The sequence below is a fragment of the Enterococcus sp. AAFC-DPL-5182 genome (genome assembly GCF_058216605.1).
The window spans coordinates 2,948,650-2,969,242 of record NZ_CM177101.1; the positions used below are offsets into that span (position 1 = coordinate 2,948,650).

Consider the following 20,593-nt stretch of genomic DNA (forward strand, 5'->3'; position numbering starts at 1 on the left):
TGTAACGAACTGGCTCAGCTTCGACTGAAAAATAGGAAAATAGGAATGTGATGCTTTCGGTCACAATCATATTTTATCTTTTTTCCAAGAAGCTAGTTCGTACAGCTAGATCACTGTTTTCATATATTCTTCGTCCGAAAGGCAACATCCCATCCTTCCAGCACTTAACGCTTTATTTCCTACTCTGTTTTATTTAGGCCTAAGCCTAAAGGCAATATAGCATATTCCCCACATTGCTGCAACTAAGTTTGAATAAAAAGAGTTAAAACGACAAGGGCTTATTATCTAGCTCATGAACTACATTTCTGAAATCCGCAAAACCAGCCTGTAATCCTCTCAATAAAATTTCTGCCGTCCCAATATTGGTTGCCAAAGGGATCTCATAAACATCACTTAAACGAATCAACGCCGTAACATCTGGTTCGTGTGGTTGTGCCGCCAATGGATCTCGTAAAAATATCACCATATCCAACTTATCCTCTGAAATCATTGCCCCGATTTGCTGATCCCCACCTAAAGGTCCAGACTTAAATCGATGAACAGGCAATCCAGTTGCTTCTGAAACCTTTAATCCAGTGGTTCCTGTTGCAAATAATTCGTGTTCTTTCAGTATAGGTTGATAAGCCAATGTTAATTTAACCATTAATTCTTTTTTTCGATCATGTGCTATCAATGCAATTTTCATCGTCGATCCCTCAATTCAGTTCTTTTCCTCATTATAACAAAGTCTTCCCTTATAAAGTTAAAGGAATGATTGCTTGTTTGTCACTTTGACGAATAAATAGATTTTTTCTTGTGCAACCTTCCGTTGAGGATGTATAGCGCTTTCATTTATACTAAAGATACAAAATAAAGAAAAGAGTGACGACAATGGTAGAAATGGCATTAAAACATGTCTATAAAAAATATGATAATGCAGAGAATTATTCTGTAACAGATTTTAATCTAGAGATTGCAGACCGAGAGTTTATTGTTTTTGTTGGCCCTTCTGGTTGTGGTAAGTCGACAACGCTAAGAATGATTGCAGGTCTAGAAGATATTACAGACGGTGAACTTACTATTGGTGATAAAGTAATGAATGATGTGGCACCAAAAGATCGTGACATCGCAATGGTTTTCCAAAACTATGCATTATATCCTCATATGACTGTTTTTGATAATATGGCCTTTGGGTTGAAATTACGCAAATACGATAAAGCGGAAATCAAAAAACGTGTTGAAAATGCAGGTGAAATCTTAGGTTTAACTGACTATTTACATCGTAAACCAGCAGCCTTATCTGGTGGTCAGCGCCAACGTGTTGCGCTAGGTAGAGCGATTGTTCGAGATGCAAAAGTATTCTTGATGGATGAACCTCTATCTAACCTAGATGCAAAATTACGTGTAGCCATGCGTGCAGAAATCGCAAAATTGCACCGTCGTTTAGAAACTACAACGGTTTATGTTACTCATGATCAAACAGAAGCTATGACCATGGCCGATCGAATCGTTATCATGAAAGATGGGTTTATCCAACAAATAGGTTCACCTAAAGAAGTATATAATACTCCTAACAATATATTTGTCGCAGGCTTTATTGGCTCGCCAGCTATGAACTTCTTTAACGTCACATTGAACAATGGTGTCATTCGTGACGGCCATGGATTAGAATTGATGATTCCAGAAGGGAAAAATAAATTATTAGTTGAAAAAGGTTATGAAGGTAAATCAGTTATTTTTGGGATCAGACCAGAAGATATCCACAGTGAACAAGTTGCCTTGGATACAATGAATGACGCTGTTGTCCGTTCTGAAGTTGTTGTATCTGAACTATTAGGAGCTGAAACAATGCTTTATACCAAATTAGGCGATACAGAATTCATCTCAAAAGTAGACGCTCGTGATTTCCACAAACCAGAAGAAATGGTTGATTTAGCATTTAATATCAATAAAGCTCACTTCTTTGATCCAGAAACTGAGCAAGTGATTAAGTTACCGTAATTCCTATGCACAAAAAAGATGAGTAGCGTAAAAATTCGCTACTCATCTTTTTTATATCAGCGTTTCAGCCTCTTGGGGAAGACTGTCTACTTTTGCTTGTTCCAATTTTTTAGCCTGACTAAATATTGGAATATTAAATTGTTTGCTTAATGCATTTGCTACAAAATAAGCAATGTTGTAATCAATCAAACTATGGATCAATCCGCCAATTCCCATCAACAAAAAGATCGAGTACATATATCCTTGTGTATAATACGTTTCCGGCATATTTCCCATTGTATAAAAAACACTTACTACAGCTAATTCAGCAGCAGAATGTATTAAGCCTATCATAAAATTAAATAATTGGAAGCGACCATTGAACAAAACAAACTTATTTTTAGATAAAACAATCGTGGGATGCTTCTGTAAATAAAATGCACCTATAACTGCAAAAAGTAAATGAGAAAGTGCTCTTAATGCAATAATCGGTGTCGCAGATAGAAAGAAACCAAAACCTGTACCTAAACTAACGGCAATCGCTACTCCTGGTGAAAAAAACATCGCTAAAAATAGTGGAACATGACTCGCTAATGTAAAAGAAGCAGGTCCTATCGTAATTCTTGGCATGACCATAGGAATAATAATCCCCATAGCAACCAATAACGCTGCAATTGTTAAATGTCTAACTGAATTTCTTTTCATGTTGCCCTCCGATGTGTCTTGACATATATGACACTATTCATTCTACGGAAAAACCACGAATGTGTCAAGACACTTTCGTGGTTTTTTATTCTAAAAAATAGCTACTATGTAACATACAACGTTATAGAGCAACTATTTTCACTTTTCTAGAATTATACTTTTAAACCTTATCCAACCAATAACCTCTAGAACGAACTGTTTTAATCACTTTGGGTTGTTTGATATCTTGTTCGATTTTACTTCGTAGGTGAAAAATGATATTACTGACTCGATATAGATTAGACTCTTCTCCGTCTTGTTGCCATATCTCTTCCCAGATTTCCTCATACGTTACTACTTGTCCCGCATTTCGATATAATAAGTCCAATACTTGGTATTCTAATCGGGTTAACCGTATCGCTTTTTGATCCCCGATCTTTACTGTGCTATTTCTTCCATTAAGCAAGATCTCTCCTGCTGGTGCTTTCACAAAAGGCTCTTCCTCTCGGGGCGTTCCTTTCGTCTTAAAACGATTTAAATGATTCGTCAGTGTCAGTAACCACTCTTCTACCGTCAATTGATCCGTCACTACTCCATCGACTCCCAAACTTCGGTAAACTTTTCGGGTACTTTCGCTTTCTAACGTTGTCCAAACCCATAATAAGGCATTGGTCACTTTTCTTGTATGCAATATATATTCGCAAATCTTCGCAATCTGTTCCATCGATTGTTCATAAAAAAGAAGTAAATCATACGTATTTTTTTCTAACGGTTCTTGTGTGTCAATGACTCCCACTTGCCACTCGTTTGGCCATTGTACGTCATTCAGGTTCTCTTCTCCAAACGTCACTATTCCTACTCTGTACATCTTATTCTCCTCTCCACCTCTCTTATTACCGACTTGTATTCACCACACCAATAATCTCTTCTTTTTTTATCACACTGTACTCTCGACTATCCGTTGAATACAAGCGGTTATCTCCCATCACAAAATAGGTATCTTTTGGGATGGTTTCAACTCCAGTTAATTCATAGAAACTAAAATCTTTCGTGTAGACAAAGCCATTCTCAAACGCCGCTTTTTTTTCCGAAGCGATAAACGGTTCTGCTCGTTCTTCTTCATTTATGAACAGTTGGTCATTTTGATAGGCTATTTTTTCTGTGGGCAACCCAATAATACGTCTTAACTCTGATTTCTGTGCACTTTTGCGTTTAATCAACACGATCGCTTGACGCTGAATGGGGGCTTGTTTTTCAATCAAGACATACTCCCCCAGTTTCAAGGTGGGACTCATTGCGTAGCTGTCGACTTTCGCTAAACTGAAGAAGAAATAAGATTGTGCATATATCAATAAAATAAGGAGGCCCATACCACAGATTACTTCTATAAACAGTCTATTCCGCTTTTTACGACGAACTAGTTTGTTTAGTGCCTGCTTGTTCTTCTTCGTTCGCTGAATGGATTGACTATTTCTAGATCGTTTGTTCTTCGGTTTACCTGTTTGTTTTTTTGCGCTCATGATCCGATCCTACTCAAGAATTGCTTTTGGCTTTTTTTAGGGCTGCTTCATCGACTTTGTACAATTCAAAGACTTTCTTTTGGTACCCACGTATTCGGTTGATATCTTCTTGATACCCTGCGATCACTTCTTCATTCCCATAAAAACCATCCGTCATGCGCATCGCATTCGTGCCAAGATCCAACATCGCCTTATAGTAACGATTCAAGATCAACTGACCTTCTTCTGTGTTCAAATCACTCGCTCGATTCGCACCATAACTCGTAATAGCGCTCGCTAAGTAGCGGATATTTCCATCTAGTTTTTCCTTACGTTCACTTTCTGTTTTCGCCTTTTCCAACTGCTCATCAAAATCATTCAATAAAAAGTAACTTTTTACAACGGACTCTTCATCTTCATGACTTAGGCTCATTGATTGGTAATAGGCTACCAATTGACTTCCCCCAAAAAATAGAAACGTGACGACCAAAAAAAGGAGTGTTCGACGCTTGTTTTTCTTCTTTTGTCCTTGTAAGTGTTTCCGTTTTCGAGCAAGTTGTCGTTTTCGTTTGGCCCCTTTTCCTCGTTTTTTTGCCAGTTGTTTGGCTTCTTTGGTTAGTTTGACAGAAATCAATACGCACAGAAGGAAAAGCAATCCGCTCAGTATCGTCAATGTTAGAAGGACGAGTATGGTTATTTCCAATACAGTCATTTCTTTACCCTACCTTACTTCGGTCTATTTCTTTCTGTTTTTTCTTTCTGTTTTCTTCTTTTTGGTATTCACGAAACGGATTCCGCCAATAAGACCAATGACGATCACAAATATTCCTACCGCTACCCCTATGATCAAGGGCCAATTCACGCCTTTTTCCCGCACTAAATCGACATCATCTTGGTTAAATTTATCTGCTTGTTCGTCTGTAATGGTGAAGTCTTCCTGCCATGTCCATTTTTGATCCCCAGCTTTCGCAAGGATATTCGCTGTATAGGTTCCTGGCACCATCTTTTCCCCATTCATCGTAACGGGGAAATGCAAAAAGGTGTTGGGGGCGATATTAATGCTTGATTTCTTGGTTTCGTATAGCACTTCCGCTTTGCCTTTTGGCGTTATTTGGACTTCCATTGATAATTTTCGTAAAAATGCTGCCTGAGTATTGGAGACATCCACAAAAATCGTATTACGATAATTGAATTGGCCTACTTCTACTTTGTTCAAGGCTAGTTCTGGTTTGACTTCTTTGTCTGTTTCTTGTAACACCATCGCAATGACATAGGCATATTTATTGGCGATATTCGCCCCTTCTTTTGCGGGTTTTTCTTCTTGGTTCTCCCCTTCAATCGTTTTTAATTGAATTCCGCCAACAATAATCCCATCATATGACGTTTCCGGCATTGTAATCGTAATCGGGACCGTTTTCTCTTCTTTAGGCGCTAAGGTGACTGTTTCAGGGGCGTTCACTAAATCCACAAAATCAAATTTTAACGACGCATCTTTTTCAATTTGGCTAGGGCCATATTCAATCACACCACTAGAGTTCGTTCTTGTACCATTCAAGCTGATACCGATCGTTAACTCTTTCTCCCCTAAATTTTTCATCAAGAGGCTGACTTCTTGTTTTTGTCCTGGTGTCATCTTCAAATCAAAGTACCCATTTTCTTCTTTCTGATTCTCTGGATAATTGAGTTCATAATAAAAACCTGTTGCCCCTTGTGCATCTTGTGCGGAGGGTTCGTTGGCATATGTATAGTGATTGGTACTGATGATGCTTATCATTGCCATCATCAAAAATAACATGTATGTTCGTTTTAATTTCATTCGATCTTCTTCCTTTACTTATAAGATAAACAAGGGCTGACAGTTAGAAACTGCCAACCGCTTGTACGCCTCAGTACTAAACTGAGTAGTTCACCTAGTTTCGTATCACGAATTAAGGTGCTGGTGTGTATTCAATTGACCATGTGATATCTGCTTCGTAAGTGCCTAATTCAATGGTTTGAGCTGGTACGTTTAAGGAAACTGAACTAGCAGATTTACCAACACCTGCAGTAGAAGCACCTGGACGTATAATCCCCGCTGCAGTAAAGTCAGCGGATTGTCCGAATTCCGCAGAATACGTTCCTAAACCAACAGCTCCTGTAGACGCTGTGTTATCAAAGACCAACTGTTTGCCGGCACCTGGATTGGTTGCGCCATTTCCTAATGTGAAGTTTGTTGGTTCTCCTGCTGGCCAATAGTTAATATTTTCTTGTGTTGAATTTAATAAGCCATTTGTGTAAGCAATCGTTGCTTTATCTAGTGATTTCGTTGTTTTTGTTGTGTGTGTAAATTGTTTTGTCATTTCAGCTTTGATAGAATACGTGTGGTCATCTCCAGCACGTTTGTCTGTCCATTGTACGTATGGTCCACGTACTTTTCCTGCTGTTTCTGTCCCATCTGGAGCCACTTCTGTTACTGGAATTTCTGCGGCTGTGTATGTTTCTGTTTTTGTCGATACTTTTTGTTGCCCAAAATTCAACACCGCTACACGGTCAATCGTAATTGGACCAAAGACTGGGTTTTTATCTACAGTGTTTGGATCTTCTGGCTTGATTGTCCCTGGTTTCTCTGGATCGATGTCTTCATTGTCCCCATTGTCTTCAATGATTTCAATGATTCCTTTTCCTTTTAATGAGTGCTCATCCGCAAAAGCTGTTGCGCTCCCTGCTAGTGATGCTGAAACGATGGCTGCTAAAGCAACGGTACATAGTGTTCTTGTTTTCATTGTGTTTTCCTCCTAAAGATATATGTGTGTTTTATATATAGTTACTTGCTTGCACAAGTGAACTCCAATTAAGTTGGCAAGGCTGCCAAGATCCAGGTCAATTCTGTTTCATATTGCACTGGTTTGATTTCTGTTCTCTCTGGAACAGATAAGAAAATAGCGGTGTTTCCATAAACTGGTTGATTCTCAAAATCTGGGTCTACGATGGCATCACCAGATGGGGTCGTTTTTGGAAATAGAGTATTTTTTTGTTGGTTTTTATTCGTTTCCGATGCGCCAAATTCAATCGTCCATTGACCTTTCCCACTGCCTATTTCGGCAATCGCAATGTTTTGCGTCATGGCCAACTCTGAAATTTCAATGGTATCTTTCGTCACGATCGGCGGGGTTTCCCACGTATAGACACTATTGGCCCAACCGTGGTCTAAAGACAAGGTCGCTCCTTTTAATTCTTGGGCTTCTTTTTCTTGAATGATCGTATTTCTAAATTGATATTCTTGGCGTACTTGTAAGGTCCACCCTTTTTTATCCGAACGCTCATCCGTAATTTGGATATAACTCCCTCTGGGCGTTGTCCCGTCGTGAAACAATTGGGCATTCGCGTAAAACTGTCGGTTTTTTTCCTCGATTTTATTATGTCCAAAGTGGAATGATGACACAAAATCGATGCGTAATGGACCGTCTGTTGACGGGCTTGGCCCCGGATCAACGGGGATTTCTGGGTTTTCTGGATCGATCGGCTGTTTCAGGATGCCCCCTGTCATTTCGATGTTTCCAGTCCCTGTTACATCACTGCTTTCGGCATAACTAGTAAGGGGTGAGCCTAGCGCTAAGAGAGCCAAGCAGGAAAGAGGAATAATTGTTTTTAAATCACTCATTGATTCCCCTCCTTCGCTGACCGATTTTTCTTCGCTCGTCGAAACAAGATCAAGGCTCCGACAGCCAACAACACGCCCACCCATGTATACGGACTTTGAATGAGCTCACCGGTACTCGGCAAGCGGCCTTTCGGTTTTGTAATGGGCAACTCTTTAGAAGAACTGGTTGCCGTTGACGGTTCACTGGTACTAGACTGTGTCGGTTCAGTACTTGATTCTTCATAGAAACCAACTACACCATTGGTCGTGACTTGGCCACCCTCGGCCAAGGCCTTTTGGGTATTCGCCGCTCCAATTCCTACAAGAAGTAACAGAGCGAAAAATAGTCGTTTATAGCTTTTTTTCATATCTCTCCTCCTTCTCTTACGGATCCGGCGTCGCTGCGAGTTCCCATAGAATTTCTCCTTGGTAGCTGCCTAATTTTTTAACATCGCCTGGGTCAACTTCTAACTTGAAGCCGTCGCCTGCTTTGGTGCCATTCCATGTGGTACTAATGTTATAGAGTTCTTTCTCTGCCTCATTTGTATGAACCATGATCGGCTGAGCACCCTTGTCTAAGATGATTTCTTTCCCTTCATATACATAACGAATCGCATTTTTTAAGACACTGTCTTTATGAGCAGGATCTATATGGGTCATTTCAGCTGTTAACTTCGCCGTTAAGGTCCATTTATCTTTGACAGAACGGCCATCTTTGACCACCAAATCTTGGTCGTATGCCGGGGCGTTCACCCTTGTGGTTTTCCCATCATATTTGTGGGTACTGAAATTAATTCTATTGGGTGCAGAATAAAGCAGAAGTTTTCCATCAAATACATAGGTCACTTCATTGACTCCGTCAATAATTTCAACAGAGGCTTCATTCGCGGGGCGCTCAACGAGTTTAAATTGGTTCGCTTCGACCGCTTTGATCGCATTGTAAAGAGCTGAACCGACAGTCTCTGCCTCTTCTTTCAACTTGACAATCGAACCAATCGTTTCACTTCGGATAATCGGCTCCGCAATTTTTTCACCGGCCTTATTTACAAAGTGGATAGTGAGGTCTTTGGTCAAAGGTTTTTTGGGAAATACTGGAATCGCCACTTGAGCCTCTGCTTTTTTGGTCGAATCACTCACTGTATAAGCTGTAACTTTATTGGTAATCGTCGTTCCTTCACCAGAGATGATTTTTGCTTTATATCTTAGGGTTATCTTTTTCCCTGGTTGTACCTCTAGTGGTGTATCACTTACTGTAAATGAAGGAAGTGATGCATGAAAAATAGGTGTAACTTTCTTTTCTACGCCTTTGTCATCTACTAAGACGAAGGACTCTTTATCTAATTCTAATTCTGCTGGATACTCATCTTTCCAGCCCACTTCTTGCCAAGAGGCTTCTCCTGCATTTGATGCACTTAATTCGAAAGTAAGACTGTCATCAATTCGATCTTTTCCGTCCGTTGACGTGTTATTGGTATATGTTTTAGCCGCTTCTGGTTTGGCGGGTTCTCCTTTCACTAGAATACTAAGTTCGGCTTCATCTTCATCGTTTTTGTCATTGTATGCTTTAAAACGATTGATGATCGTTGTTTGCGCACCACCCACGATTTTTGCTTTATACTTAATAGCTATTGATTTTTTCGCTTCAATATCATATTTGCCAATTGCAAAAGTGTGTGTGCCCGGATCATAAATAGAGGCAGGTAACGATGTCTCTATTCCATTTACATCAACCATTACAAGTGAACGAGTATCTAGTTCTAATTCTGGTGGTAATTTATCTTCTAAAGTCACTTGTTGCCAAGGGTTCATGTCTCCATCATTTGAAGCTATAACTTCAAAATCAAGAATATCTCCAACCATGTTCTCTCCATTGAGTGATGTCGTGTTCTTGTATGACTTCTCTGCAGTAGGTTTCAAGAGTTCTGGTTCTTCGATTGACATATCTAAAGTTGCGGTTCCGACGCTATCGTTTGGAACGGTTATCTTTGGCCACCTCATCATGAAAACAGGGTGTTTTAAAACGTATTCCTCATGCATCGGTAGGTAGTTATTGGACCAAGGACGATACGGTTCATCCAGACTTCCAGCCTTTTCAACAAAACTAGTTCCTATCATAAACTTAAAGGAGCCTACTTTGTCTATATTGCCACCTAGATCCCCCCACAGATATTCTGTTGGCATATTACTACCTTCTGGATAACCAATATTTGTATAAAAATAAATACGAGCTGGAATCCCATCTGCGACTGTCTTATCGGGTTCATTGAAATATAACCCCCCTGTCCCATATGAAAATAACCTAGAAGACCTATGGTTCCCACCAACATCCATATGGGAAGAGTGAGTCACTCCAAAGCTTGTCTGTTGGCCACGTTGATTATAAAAACTAACATCATAACGAACTCTACCCTTTTTAAAATCAGCTACATAGCCATGAACTCTTACTGGTAAATATTCATATTTCGACGGAGTAGTTCTTCTAATCTCTTGTAGAAAATAGCCATATGAAACAATTTCATTCTCTTTCACATATTGTTCAGTAATGTACTCACGTGCAGCGGAAGATACTGCTGGCTTAAATACTACCCCTGATGCAAATATTTTTCCTGTTAAATCATCTAACACACCAATATCAAAGCTGCTATTAGAAGCCCCAAATCCTCCAAGTGCATAATCATAATCATAGCCAAACACTTGTTGCTTCCCACTTGTTCCTTTTTTCACACCAATCATAGCTGGACCTGTTAATGCTAAAGTTCGATCAGTTGTCATATCTATTTTCGCATAAATATTTCTCCCTTCGAATTTACCCGTATCGTGGTTGAATACCTCTCCTTTAGATGGATGACCGAAATACATGTAATAATCTCTCTGAGTAGTGGAGAAGGCTCCACCCGTTAATTTAACAGGGGTATTCACATCTACTTTTTGAAACGTTGACAAATCTATACCGTCTGTATCTAACAATCGCCAATTAAAGTCTGGTAGATTGGTCCTTGTTCCAGGAGACAACGCTAGTTTATCGTTGCTTAATGAATCCATAATTTTATTTGTTAATTGTGCTGAGTCATTTTCCCCATCACTTGTTTCATGCGCTAACACATTTTTTCCTAAGAAGAATATTCCCACTATAGCCATAAGCGCAATCATAGAGAAAGTGATTTTTTGAGTATTTTTATTTTTTTTCACATTTCTCCTCCTTTCAATAGTAAATAATAATATATATTTCATTTTTTATAGCAGCCTACATTTAAAGGAAACCTTGCCGACCATACAAGAGTTACTTCCTTATATGTTTTAGCTTCTTTTAAACGAGGGTTGGTATAAAAATTGAAAACAAAGAATAGTTGTATTCGAAATATTTTTCTATTTTTCTGGTTTATAGTATTATTAAGCTAATAAGTTCTCATAAATTGACAATAATTAGAGTAAAAAACAGGAATTAAAAAATGGATACAACCTTAATCATGATTTTTAGATTAGGTAACATGTACTAAGTTAGTTTTTTTTCATTTCTTGTTTTTTCACAAAACAGGAAATACCTAAACAAATATTGAAAAACTGCTATTCAAACTTCTTAATTGACGATTAATTTGACGGCGGATAAAATAAAAAGCTAGCCTTACTCATCTGAGTAAAGCTAGCTTTAATTCTATATAACCCGCCATTAAAATAACGATTGTTTTTTATTTTTTATATAAAAATTCATAAAATGAAAACTAAAAAAATTAAATTAACGCCAATTTTGCAATTGCTGCACGCTGTTCCTCTAAAAATGAATTTGTATAAGTATCTAGTGTCAATTTGATTGATGAGTGCCCCAGTAAAGAACTTAGGGCAGCAATATTGACCCCTAATTCCACACAACGTGTAGCAAAAGTATGACGCAAAGCGTGAAAAGGAACATGAACCAATCCAAGTTTTCTCTTGATCTTTTCAAAGCGATAACTTACTGTTCGAGGTTCAATGGAACGATTCTCACTTGATACAACATATTCAGATAAGGTTTGACCTTTCCAATAGAGTAATGTTTTCTTAAGTTTTTCTGTTAATGGAATAATTCGAGTAGAATTCACTGTTTTAGGTACTGTTTCTACAAGCTTTGATCGTTGTCCGACAAGGTTCGGCAAATAAACTCTTTGCTTTGTCCGTTCAACGCTCAGCAAAGAAGATTCAAAATTGATATCACTCCATTTCAACCCGCATATTTCACCAATTCGCATGCCTGTTTCTAAGGCTAACAAGATAGGCAGCCCTTTTTCATCTTTTACACATTCTGCTTCTACAGCTTTTTGTTGCGCACGTGTAAGTGCCAATACTTTCTGTTTTGTACTCTTTGGTAAAGTCGTGTACTCACATGGGTTTAAATAGATATATCCACGTTTTTTTGCTGCTTCAAAGCAGCTTTTAACAATACGAAAAATAATATGAACTGAACTTGTCGCCAATGATTGCGTCAATTTTTTGACCAGTTGATCTATCATCTGTGTTGTAATTTTTTTCAATGGATACTTTTCTAAATAGGGCAAAATATGTATTTGTAACTTATTACTATAACTGGCATAAGTACTCTCTTTAATTTTATGTGCCATAATTTCTGTCAACCAAAGATCAGCCCAATTGCCAAATGTTCCTTGAAATTCTTTTGTGCTGTTTGTATAAAAAGCTGTTACTTGTGCTTTTTTCTCAAGCATTTTTTCTTTCACTGCACGATAGGAACGTCCGTAGATATAACCATAATGGATAGAACCATCGTTTTTTCTAGCCTTAGGATAGCGCCCTTCCCAACGACCATCTTTTCGTTTATAAATATTTTCACCTTTGGCCAAAATATATCAAATCCTTCCTATGTATTGACGGCGAAATTGACGGCGGAAAAAAATATTCCATCAATTTCATGCTTCCCTCTAAATCTCTTAACCGAATAGCAATTAAATCGACTATATTTTAAAATAAGAGGTCGCTGCCTCATCGTTTCCTATTTTATTTTATTAAAAACAACAAAACTATTTGTTTTTCTCATTTATTTAAATATTTACTAAAAAAATTGAAAATAATAACGAGATATTTATTGCTTTATCTACTTGATTTTTCTCAATAACTCTAATAGAATTAATTATGTTGTTAACACATTTATTTAAAATCCAAATAAAATACATTTCCTGTTTTGTGAAAAAACAAGAAATGTATTTAAATATATTATACAACGTATATAAATAATATTTATTTCTTTTTTTGCTCAAAAAAAAGGAAAATAAGAAATCTATTTGCTTATTACACCTACTTCTAACCTATAAATTAACCAATCCTCCGGTTCTTAAACACGAGAAAAAATTTGAATGACAAAGTAAATCAATAGCCAAATTTACTTTATCCCAAAAAAGAGAGTGAAACAACACGAACTAATCGTTTTGTTTCACTCTCTAATTCCGAATAAACAACGAGAAACAGTAGCTCTTAAACATCACATTGTTCCGATAAGGCTTCTCATGATTTCACATTTGTCTTCGACCTAGAATAAACCAACAATTTTCCCTTCAGAATCAACGTCGATTTTTTCATAGGCTGCTTTCTTCGGTAGTCCAGGCATGGTCATCACAGTTCCTGTGTAAGCAACAATAAATCCTGCTCCAGCCGATATCTTGATATTACTGATTGTTATCGCAAAATCAGTTGGTCTACCCAGTTTTGTCTGATCATCTGAAAATGAGTACTGTGTTTTAGCCATACAAATCGGTAAATTGCCAAACCCAAGTTTTTCTAATTTAGCAATTTCTCTTTCAGCAATCGGTTCATAACGAACAGCATTTCCACCATAGACTTTCTCAACGATTGCGCTGATTTTTTCTTTGATTGGCAGTTCGTCTGGATAAGCAAATTCAAAATGATTTTCCTGATCAGCTAGACGAACAACTTCTCTGGCCAACTCTTCACCACCAGCACCACCATGAGCCCAGACATCTGAAAGAACCACATTTACATTGCGTTTTTGACATTCTTTTTTCACAAGTTCAAGCTCTGCATCTGTATCTGTAGGAAATTTATTGATTGCCACAACCGTTGGTAAGCCAAACACAGTCGTTGTATTTTCGATATGTTTTAAAAGATTTGGTAACCCTTGTGTTAAAGCAGAAATATTTTCAGTACCAAGCTGATCTTTAGGTACACCACCATGCATTTTTAATGCACGAACAGTTGCTACAACAACGACAGCTGACGGACGAATACCAGATTTTCGACATTTGATATCGATGAATTTTTCTGCTCCTAAGTCAGCACCAAAGCCCCCTTCGGTTACAACGTAATCGGCTAATTTTCTAGCGGTATTCGTCGCGATCACACTGTTACAGCCATGAGCAATATTGGCAAACGGCCCACCATGGATCAAAGCAGGATTATTTTCTAGCGTTTGAACTAAATTGGGCTTGATTGCCTCTTTTAATAACGCTGTCATTGCGCCTTGGGCATTTAACTCTCTAGCAGTAACTGGCAGATTATCATAGGTATAGCCAATAATAATATTGCCTAGATTCTCTTTTAAATCTTCAATATCATTGGATAAACACAACACAGCCATGATTTCTGAAGCTACGGTAATTTCAAAGCCATCTTCTCTTGGAACACCATTCACTCTAGCACCTAAACCATCAACGACGTGTCTTAATTGTCGATCATTCATATCCACTGCTCTTTTCCAAGTGATTCGGCGATTGTCGATACCTAACTCATTCCCTTGGAAAATATGATTGTCAATAATGGCCGCTAGTAAATTATTTGCTGCACCGATCGCATGGAAATCACCAGTAAAATGGAGATTAATATCTTCCATAGGAACCACTTGCGCATAACCACCGCCCGCAGCCCCTCCTTTAATACCAAAAACTGGACCTAAAGAAGGTTCCCTTAAAGCAATGATTGCATTTTTCCCGATTTTGTTTAAGCCATCACCTAGTCCTACAACGGTCGTTGTTTTCCCTTCACCTGCAGGTGTTGGGGTGATTGCCGTAACTAGAATGACTTTGCCCTCTTTGTTTGTCTTTATTTTATCCACTTCGATTTTTGCTTTATATTTTCCATATAAATCAACTTGCTCTTCCTCTAAACCAATTTTTTCTGCGATTTTTGAGATTGGCAACATGGTTGCTTCTTGAGCGATTTCGATATCCGATTTAACCATTCTATTCCCTCCATTTTATCCTACTTTTATGCTTGGCTTAACCAAGATATTGCTGTATCTGCGTAAACTTTCGAGCCTTCGACTAAAACTGATTCATCAAACACGATAGCTGGATTATGAAGATTGATATTTTCCTCTGATGCAACCAATAAAACAGTCGTTGTTGGAATCAACTGACTGATTTCACCAAAATCTTCACTACCCATAAGTGGAGTAGATGTTGGAATAGACACGATTCGATCAGCGCCAAATGTTTCTGTCAACGATTCTTTCGTAAATGCGGTCAACTCGGGATCATTCACATTCGTTGTGCAGCCATTCGTGAAAACTACTTCTGCTTCAGCACGAAATGCTTTGGCAATATTTTCAGCCATCGCTATCATTCGTTCTTTGACCTGAGTGCGGACATCTTCTTTTAATGTTCGTAGTGTTCCTTTCATCACCGTTGTTTCTGGGATAATATTGGAAGCGCCTGGTGTACCGCCAGTGAATTCCCCGATTGTCAGGACAAAGCGTTCTTCTGAACCAATCTCTCTTGCAGAAAGCTCTTGTAATGCTGTATAAATATGAACCGCTACATTAATCGGATCGATCGAAGTCTCAGGTTGTGAGCCATGTCCACCTCGACCTTTGATATTGATTTCAAACCAATCTGCACTGGCCATAAATGTTCCTGCTGGTGTGGGCATGATTTGTCCTGCTTTAAGTCCTTTAAAAGGGAAAACATGGATCATCATACCAGCATCAACTTTAGGGTTTTCTAATACATGATTTTCGATACAAACTTTCGAACCTGAAAGAATTTCTTCACCTGGTTGGAAGAGTAATTTTACTTGACCGTCTAATTCATCTTCAAATTCTTTTAATACTTTAGCCGCTCCCAATAACATGGTTGTGTGCATATCATGACCGCACGCGTGCATATAGCCATTTTCGGATTTAAATGACAAATCGGTCAGTTCCCGAATCGGCAATGCATCCATATCTCCTCGTAGTAGAAATGTTTTTCCAACCTTTTTACCAGCAACTACTGTGATACCTGATTCTCCACAAGATTGAGGTTCATAACCATATTCTGTAAGTTTCTGTTTTACAAAAGCAACTGTATTCGGTAAGTCCATCCCGATCTCTGGATTCTGATGAAGATGTCTTCTAATTTGAATCAACTCTTCTTCTAAACTATCAGCAAACCTTGTTTGTTTTTCTGTCAGCATTATTTTTTCTCCTTTTCTTTTTAAAGCGAAGTGACTTTTGTTGGCATTGTTAAAAACACGAATACCTTCAAAGCAAACGGACAATATACTTCTCTTATTATAGTACCAAATATTTTAGTTTATTTGCCAATTTTCTGTTATTTTTTAGGGATTGTGTGGATTCCTAAGCCTTGAAGATTTTCGTATGCCTCGCCTACTCCTTCATTATAGGTTGGATGGGGATGAACAATTGCCATCACTTCATCGATAGTCAAACCACTAACGATTGCTGTGGTAAATTCACTGACCATGTCTGTAGCTCGATCACACATTAGCTGAGCTCCAATGATTTTTTCGTTCTTTTCATCTGCAATGACTTTGATAAAGCCTAATGTGTTCCCCGCAATTATCGTTTTTCCATTCCCAGCCATATTGTATTTGCCGACCTTCACAGAGATTCCTTGATTTTGTGCATCTTCCTCCGTTATCCCCACAGCAGCGATTTCAGGTGACGTGTAGACACAAGAAGGAATAATCTCTAAATCATATTCCATTGCTTTTTGATTCATCGCCAAAACAGCATTTACTCCTTGAGCGGAAGCCACATGCGCTAGCTGTGTACCTCGGTTTGCTACATCTCCGACAGCATAAATGCCTTTGATAGATGTTTCAAAAGAGTCATCTATCCAAATACTTTGATTGTCTATCTTTATATTTAAATCCGGTGGAAACAAACCTTCAAAGTTTGCTTTTCGTCCAGTCGCAATTAAAACGGCATCACTTGTAACAGAATGTTCTTTTCCTTTAGTAGTATAGGTACATGTTAATTGTTGCTCTTTGGAAATGCTGGTCACGATTGATTTTGTTGCGACTTTGATTCCTTGTTTTTTTAAAATCATTGCTAGCTTTTTCGAAATTTCACGATCAAAATTAGGTAACAGTGTCGCCGCCGTTTCAACAATCGTTACGTCACAACCTAGCTCATTAAAAATCATTGCAAACTCTACACCGATTACACCACCGCCAATAATGGTCAGTTTTTTATAATTATTTGATTGTTCTAAAAGCTCATTACTTGTTAATACACCAGGCAATTCATTACCTGGAATCGGTGGAATTGCTGGTTTTGAACCAGTTGCAATGATGATTTTTTCAGTTTCATATGTTGTTCCATCTACTTCAATTACGCCTGCTTTGATAATTTGAGCGGTTCCAAAGAGCAGCTCAATTTTATTCGCTTTAACTAGTCCTTCGACTCCTTGAACTAGCGTATCAACAACTTTCGTTTTCTTTGCGTAGATTTCTTCCATATTAATCTGAATATCACGAATATGAATACCATTTTCTCCAGCATTTTTCATTTCATGAACAAGCTCAGCTGAATGTAACAATGCTTTAGTTGGAATACAGCCTCGATTCAAACAAGTGCCACCAACACGATCACTTTCAACAAGTGCTACTTTCATACCCAATTGAGCAGCTTTGATTGCTGCAACATACCCACCAGGCCCCGCCCCGATTATGATTAGATCATAACGCATACTTTTCCTCCTTTTCCTAAAAGCGTAGCGGGCTCCTATAGTCTCAATAGAAAAATAGGTAAAATGAACGCAATGCTCTTTATCACATTTCATTTTTATCTTTTTTCCGAGAAACTAGCCCGCATAGCTAGACAACATATAAATAACAACGTTTCGTTTCTTTACACCCTAGATTATTCAAAATCATAACGAACAATTGGGTGCCTTGCAGCTCTTACTTCATCCACACGATGGATTTGAGCATGTAGCGGATACTCATGAAAGGCTTCTGGATTTTTATGAGCGTCTTCATAAAGCTTACGGTAAACTGCGATCGCATCATCCATCCGTTCTTTCGACTCTGTTTCAGGCGGTTCGACCATTAATGCTTCTGGTACAGTTAATGGGAAATACATGGTCGGTGGATACATCTTATGGTCTAAAATCCCTTTGGCTATATCTAGCGCTGTAACGCCTGTGTCTTTCTTCAATTTGTCTAAGCTAATCACAAATTCATGCATACAGGAGTCCCCATATGGCACTTCAAAAATATCTTTTAATTCATGCAACATATAATTCGCATTCAATACCGCGCTCTTAGACGCAGACGAAATCCCTTCTGATCCTAAAAATAAAATGTAGGTCAAAGCACGTAAGAATACTGAAAATTGACCATAAAACCCTTTTACTAATCCAATCGAATACTCAGGCTTCGTAAAGCTTATTTCTGATTTTTGTTTAACTGGATAATAATTAGGTAAAAACGGTTTTAATAATGATTTACACCCTACTGCACCAGAACCTGGTCCACCACCACCATGGGGCGTTGAAAAAGTTTTGTGTAGGTTTAAATGAATAATATCAAAGCCCATGTCTCCTGGACGGGCCACCCCCATAATGGCATTTAAATTGGCACCATCATAATAGTTCAATCCACCAGCATCATGAACGATTTTTGTTATTTCTAAGATATTTTTATCAAATATCCCTGCTGTATTCGGGTTGGTCAACATCAAACCTGCTGTATCTTCACCAACTGCATCCCTCAATGCTTCAATATCCACACAACCATATTTATCCGATGGAATGTTGACCGTGATCATCCCAGTCATCGCCACACTGGCAGGATTTGTTCCATGGGCCGAATCAGGTACAATAATTTTGTTCCTTTGTGGCTGACCATTTTTTTCGTGATACGCTTTGATCATCAGTAAACTTGTAAATTCACCATGTGCTCCTGCTGCTGGTTGAAACGTTATGGCATTCATTCCAGTAATTTCTTTCAGCAACATTTCTGCCGTAGTAAAGACTTCTAACGATCCCTGAACCGTATGCTCTGGTTGTAAAGGATGAATATTAGCAAAAGCTGGATAAGCCGCCATTTCATCATTAATTTTAGGATTGTATTTCATCGTGCATGAACCTAAAGGATAAAAACCATCATTGATGCCGAATGTTGCATCGGCTAATTCTGTATAATGCCGACTGATTTCTGGTTGAGGCAGTGATGGTAAATGGAGTTCTTTTTGACGTTTCATTTCTTCTGGAAGCTTTGTCGTTGGGACATCACACGGGGAAATCATTTCGTTATAATACCCTTCTACGCTACGCTCAAAAATTAATTTCATGATTCACACGCCTCCTTCACCAATGCGACTACTTCATCTATTTGCTCTTTGGTATTCATTTCTGTCGCACACCATAATAAACCTTGCTCTGTAGGATAGCCGCCCAAAATGTCGTGTTCTTCTAATTTAGCTAGCACGACTTCATTCGATACTGGAAAAGTCGTCACAAACTCATGGAAAAACGGACTATCATTATTCCTTTTGACCTCTTTGATTTGCGTTAATTGGTCACAGAGATAATGGGCTTTACTGTAACATTGTTCAGCTACTTCCTGAATGCCGCGCGCACCCATCGTACTCATATAAACAGCATTCGTTAACGCGCAAAGTGCTTGATTTGAACAGATATTAGAAGCTGCTTTTTCTCTGCGAATATGTTGTTCACGAGCTTGCAGCGTTAAAACAAACGCTCGATCACCTGCTTCATCCACTGTTTCTCCTGCAATGCGCCCAGGTAATTTACGAATCATTTTTTCTTTTGTGGCAATGAACCCAATATAGGGTCCGCCAAAAGCTAGCGGTATCCCAAATGGTTGTGAATCACCAACAGCAATATCTGCGTTGACTTCACCAGCTGTTTTCAGTACTGTACTCGCCACAGGATTGACACTCATAATAAATTTAGCTTTTGCTTCGTGCACCATTTCAGCAATTGCTTCTACAGGCTCAATTCCGCCATAATAATTTGGCTGTTGGACAATGAAACAAGCACTCGTATCATCTAGCTTTTCTTTTAAAACAGATAAATCTGTTACACCATCTTTTTCAGGAATCATGATAAATTCAATGTCTCTAGAACTAAAATAAGTCAGAGCTGTTTGGATCGTCATTGGGTTGGTCGTTTCTGAGATCAAGACTGTTAAACGTTTTTTTTCTAAGCACATATTGATCGCTTCAGCAGCAGCCGTTGCACCATCGTAAACAGAAGCATTTGTCGCATCCATTCCCGTAATTTCACAGATCATTGTTTGATATTCAAAAATCGACTGTAACAACCCTTGACTGATCTCAGGTTGATAAGGTGTATAAGACGTCATGAATTCTTCTTTCGCTGAAATTTGCTTCACAATAGCAGGAATATAATGATTGTAAGCACCAGCACCACGAAAAATACTTGAGAAGACTTTGTTTTTCTTTCCCATATTTTCTAAGATACGCCGTACTTCAAACTCCGATTTTCCCGTGGGGATATCCAAGTTTTCTACAATCATTTCTTTAGGAATATCTTGATAGAGGTCACTCATATTTTTTAAACCAATTGTTTTCAGCATTTCTTGTTGTTGTTGTTCCGTTGAGCCAAGATAGTTACCCATT

General features: G+C 38.4%; 17 protein-coding genes and 1 riboswitch. Of the genes, 1 reads left to right on the forward strand and 16 read right to left on the reverse strand.

The annotated features are described in order from the left end of the window. Positions 1-100: 100 nt before the first annotated feature. Positions 101-189, reverse strand: a riboswitch (THF riboswitch). A gap of 73 nt (positions 190-262) precedes the next feature. Then, on the reverse strand, positions 263-685 hold the full coding sequence (mgsA, locus tag AC4BB7_RS13865; RefSeq protein ID WP_086314053.1) for a methylglyoxal synthase: 423 nt from the start codon (positions 683-685) through the stop codon (positions 263-265). Positions 686-870: 185 nt separating this feature from the next. On the opposite strand from mgsA, the gene AC4BB7_RS13870 reads away from it, so the two are divergent. Continuing rightward, positions 871-1,980, forward strand: coding sequence for an ABC transporter ATP-binding protein (locus tag AC4BB7_RS13870; protein ID WP_086314054.1), 1,110 nt, complete (start codon positions 871-873; stop codon positions 1,978-1,980). A 51-nt stretch (positions 1,981-2,031) separates the two neighbouring features. Here the strand turns inward: AC4BB7_RS13870 and AC4BB7_RS13875 are convergent, their stop codons facing one another. From AC4BB7_RS13875 to gcvPA, 15 genes are all read right to left on the reverse strand, one after another. Continuing rightward, a complete protein-coding gene (locus tag AC4BB7_RS13875; protein WP_490483419.1) occupies positions 2,032-2,664 on the reverse strand; it encodes a hypothetical protein in 633 nt (210 codons plus the stop codon). Between the two features lie 160 nt (positions 2,665-2,824). Then, positions 2,825-3,511: a winged helix-turn-helix domain-containing protein gene (locus AC4BB7_RS13880; protein WP_339099090.1), complete on the reverse strand. Its 687-nt coding sequence runs from the start codon at positions 3,509-3,511 to the stop codon at positions 2,825-2,827. Between the two features lie 25 nt (positions 3,512-3,536). Next, positions 3,537-4,163: a signal peptidase I gene (gene lepB, locus AC4BB7_RS13885; RefSeq protein WP_490483039.1), complete on the reverse strand. Its 627-nt coding sequence runs from the start codon at positions 4,161-4,163 to the stop codon at positions 3,537-3,539. A gap of 13 nt (positions 4,164-4,176) precedes the next feature. Next, positions 4,177-4,854 (reverse strand): hypothetical protein, encoded by a 678-nt coding sequence (locus AC4BB7_RS13890; RefSeq protein ID WP_086314058.1) that lies wholly within the window; start codon positions 4,852-4,854, stop codon positions 4,177-4,179. A 24-nt stretch (positions 4,855-4,878) separates the two neighbouring features. Continuing rightward, positions 4,879-5,958 (reverse strand): WxLIP family cell surface protein, encoded by a 1,080-nt coding sequence (locus AC4BB7_RS13895; protein WP_490483040.1) that lies wholly within the window; start codon positions 5,956-5,958, stop codon positions 4,879-4,881. A gap of 112 nt (positions 5,959-6,070) precedes the next feature. Next, a complete protein-coding gene (locus AC4BB7_RS13900; protein WP_490483041.1) occupies positions 6,071-6,904 on the reverse strand; it encodes a WxL domain-containing protein in 834 nt (277 codons plus the stop codon). 68 nt (positions 6,905-6,972) lie between these two features. Beyond that, a complete protein-coding gene (locus AC4BB7_RS13905) occupies positions 6,973-7,782 on the reverse strand; it encodes a WxL domain-containing protein (RefSeq protein ID WP_490483042.1) in 810 nt (269 codons plus the stop codon). After that, positions 7,779-8,129: an LPXTG cell wall anchor domain-containing protein gene (locus AC4BB7_RS13910; RefSeq protein WP_490483043.1), complete on the reverse strand. Its 351-nt coding sequence runs from the start codon at positions 8,127-8,129 to the stop codon at positions 7,779-7,781. The genes AC4BB7_RS13905 and AC4BB7_RS13910 overlap by 4 nt, the downstream gene beginning before the upstream one ends. Positions 8,130-8,145: 16 nt before the next feature. Then, complete coding sequence (locus tag AC4BB7_RS13915; protein ID WP_490483420.1) at positions 8,146-10,950, reverse strand: isopeptide-forming domain-containing fimbrial protein; 2,805 nt, start codon at positions 10,948-10,950, stop codon at positions 8,146-8,148. A 539-nt stretch (positions 10,951-11,489) separates the two neighbouring features. Then, positions 11,490-12,590, reverse strand: a complete 1,101-nt coding sequence (locus AC4BB7_RS13920; protein ID WP_490483421.1) for a tyrosine-type recombinase/integrase — start codon at positions 12,588-12,590, stop codon at positions 11,490-11,492. A 683-nt stretch (positions 12,591-13,273) separates the two neighbouring features. Then, on the reverse strand, positions 13,274-14,938 hold the full coding sequence (locus AC4BB7_RS13925) for a formate--tetrahydrofolate ligase (protein ID WP_086314065.1): 1,665 nt from the start codon (positions 14,936-14,938) through the stop codon (positions 13,274-13,276). A 26-nt stretch (positions 14,939-14,964) separates the two neighbouring features. Continuing rightward, positions 14,965-16,152, reverse strand: a complete 1,188-nt coding sequence (locus AC4BB7_RS13930) for a M20 metallopeptidase family protein (protein ID WP_490483422.1) — start codon at positions 16,150-16,152, stop codon at positions 14,965-14,967. Between the two features lie 137 nt (positions 16,153-16,289). Then, complete coding sequence (gene lpdA, locus AC4BB7_RS13935) at positions 16,290-17,672, reverse strand: dihydrolipoyl dehydrogenase (RefSeq protein WP_490483423.1); 1,383 nt, start codon at positions 17,670-17,672, stop codon at positions 16,290-16,292. Between the two features lie 173 nt (positions 17,673-17,845). Next, positions 17,846-19,279 (reverse strand): aminomethyl-transferring glycine dehydrogenase subunit GcvPB, encoded by a 1,434-nt coding sequence (gene gcvPB, locus AC4BB7_RS13940; RefSeq protein WP_490483424.1) that lies wholly within the window; start codon positions 19,277-19,279, stop codon positions 17,846-17,848. After that, a complete protein-coding gene (gene gcvPA / locus AC4BB7_RS13945; protein WP_490483425.1) occupies positions 19,276-20,592 on the reverse strand; it encodes an aminomethyl-transferring glycine dehydrogenase subunit GcvPA in 1,317 nt (438 codons plus the stop codon). Before gcvPA ends, gcvPB begins: the two co-directional genes overlap by 4 nt. Position 20,593 lies beyond the last annotated feature (1 nt).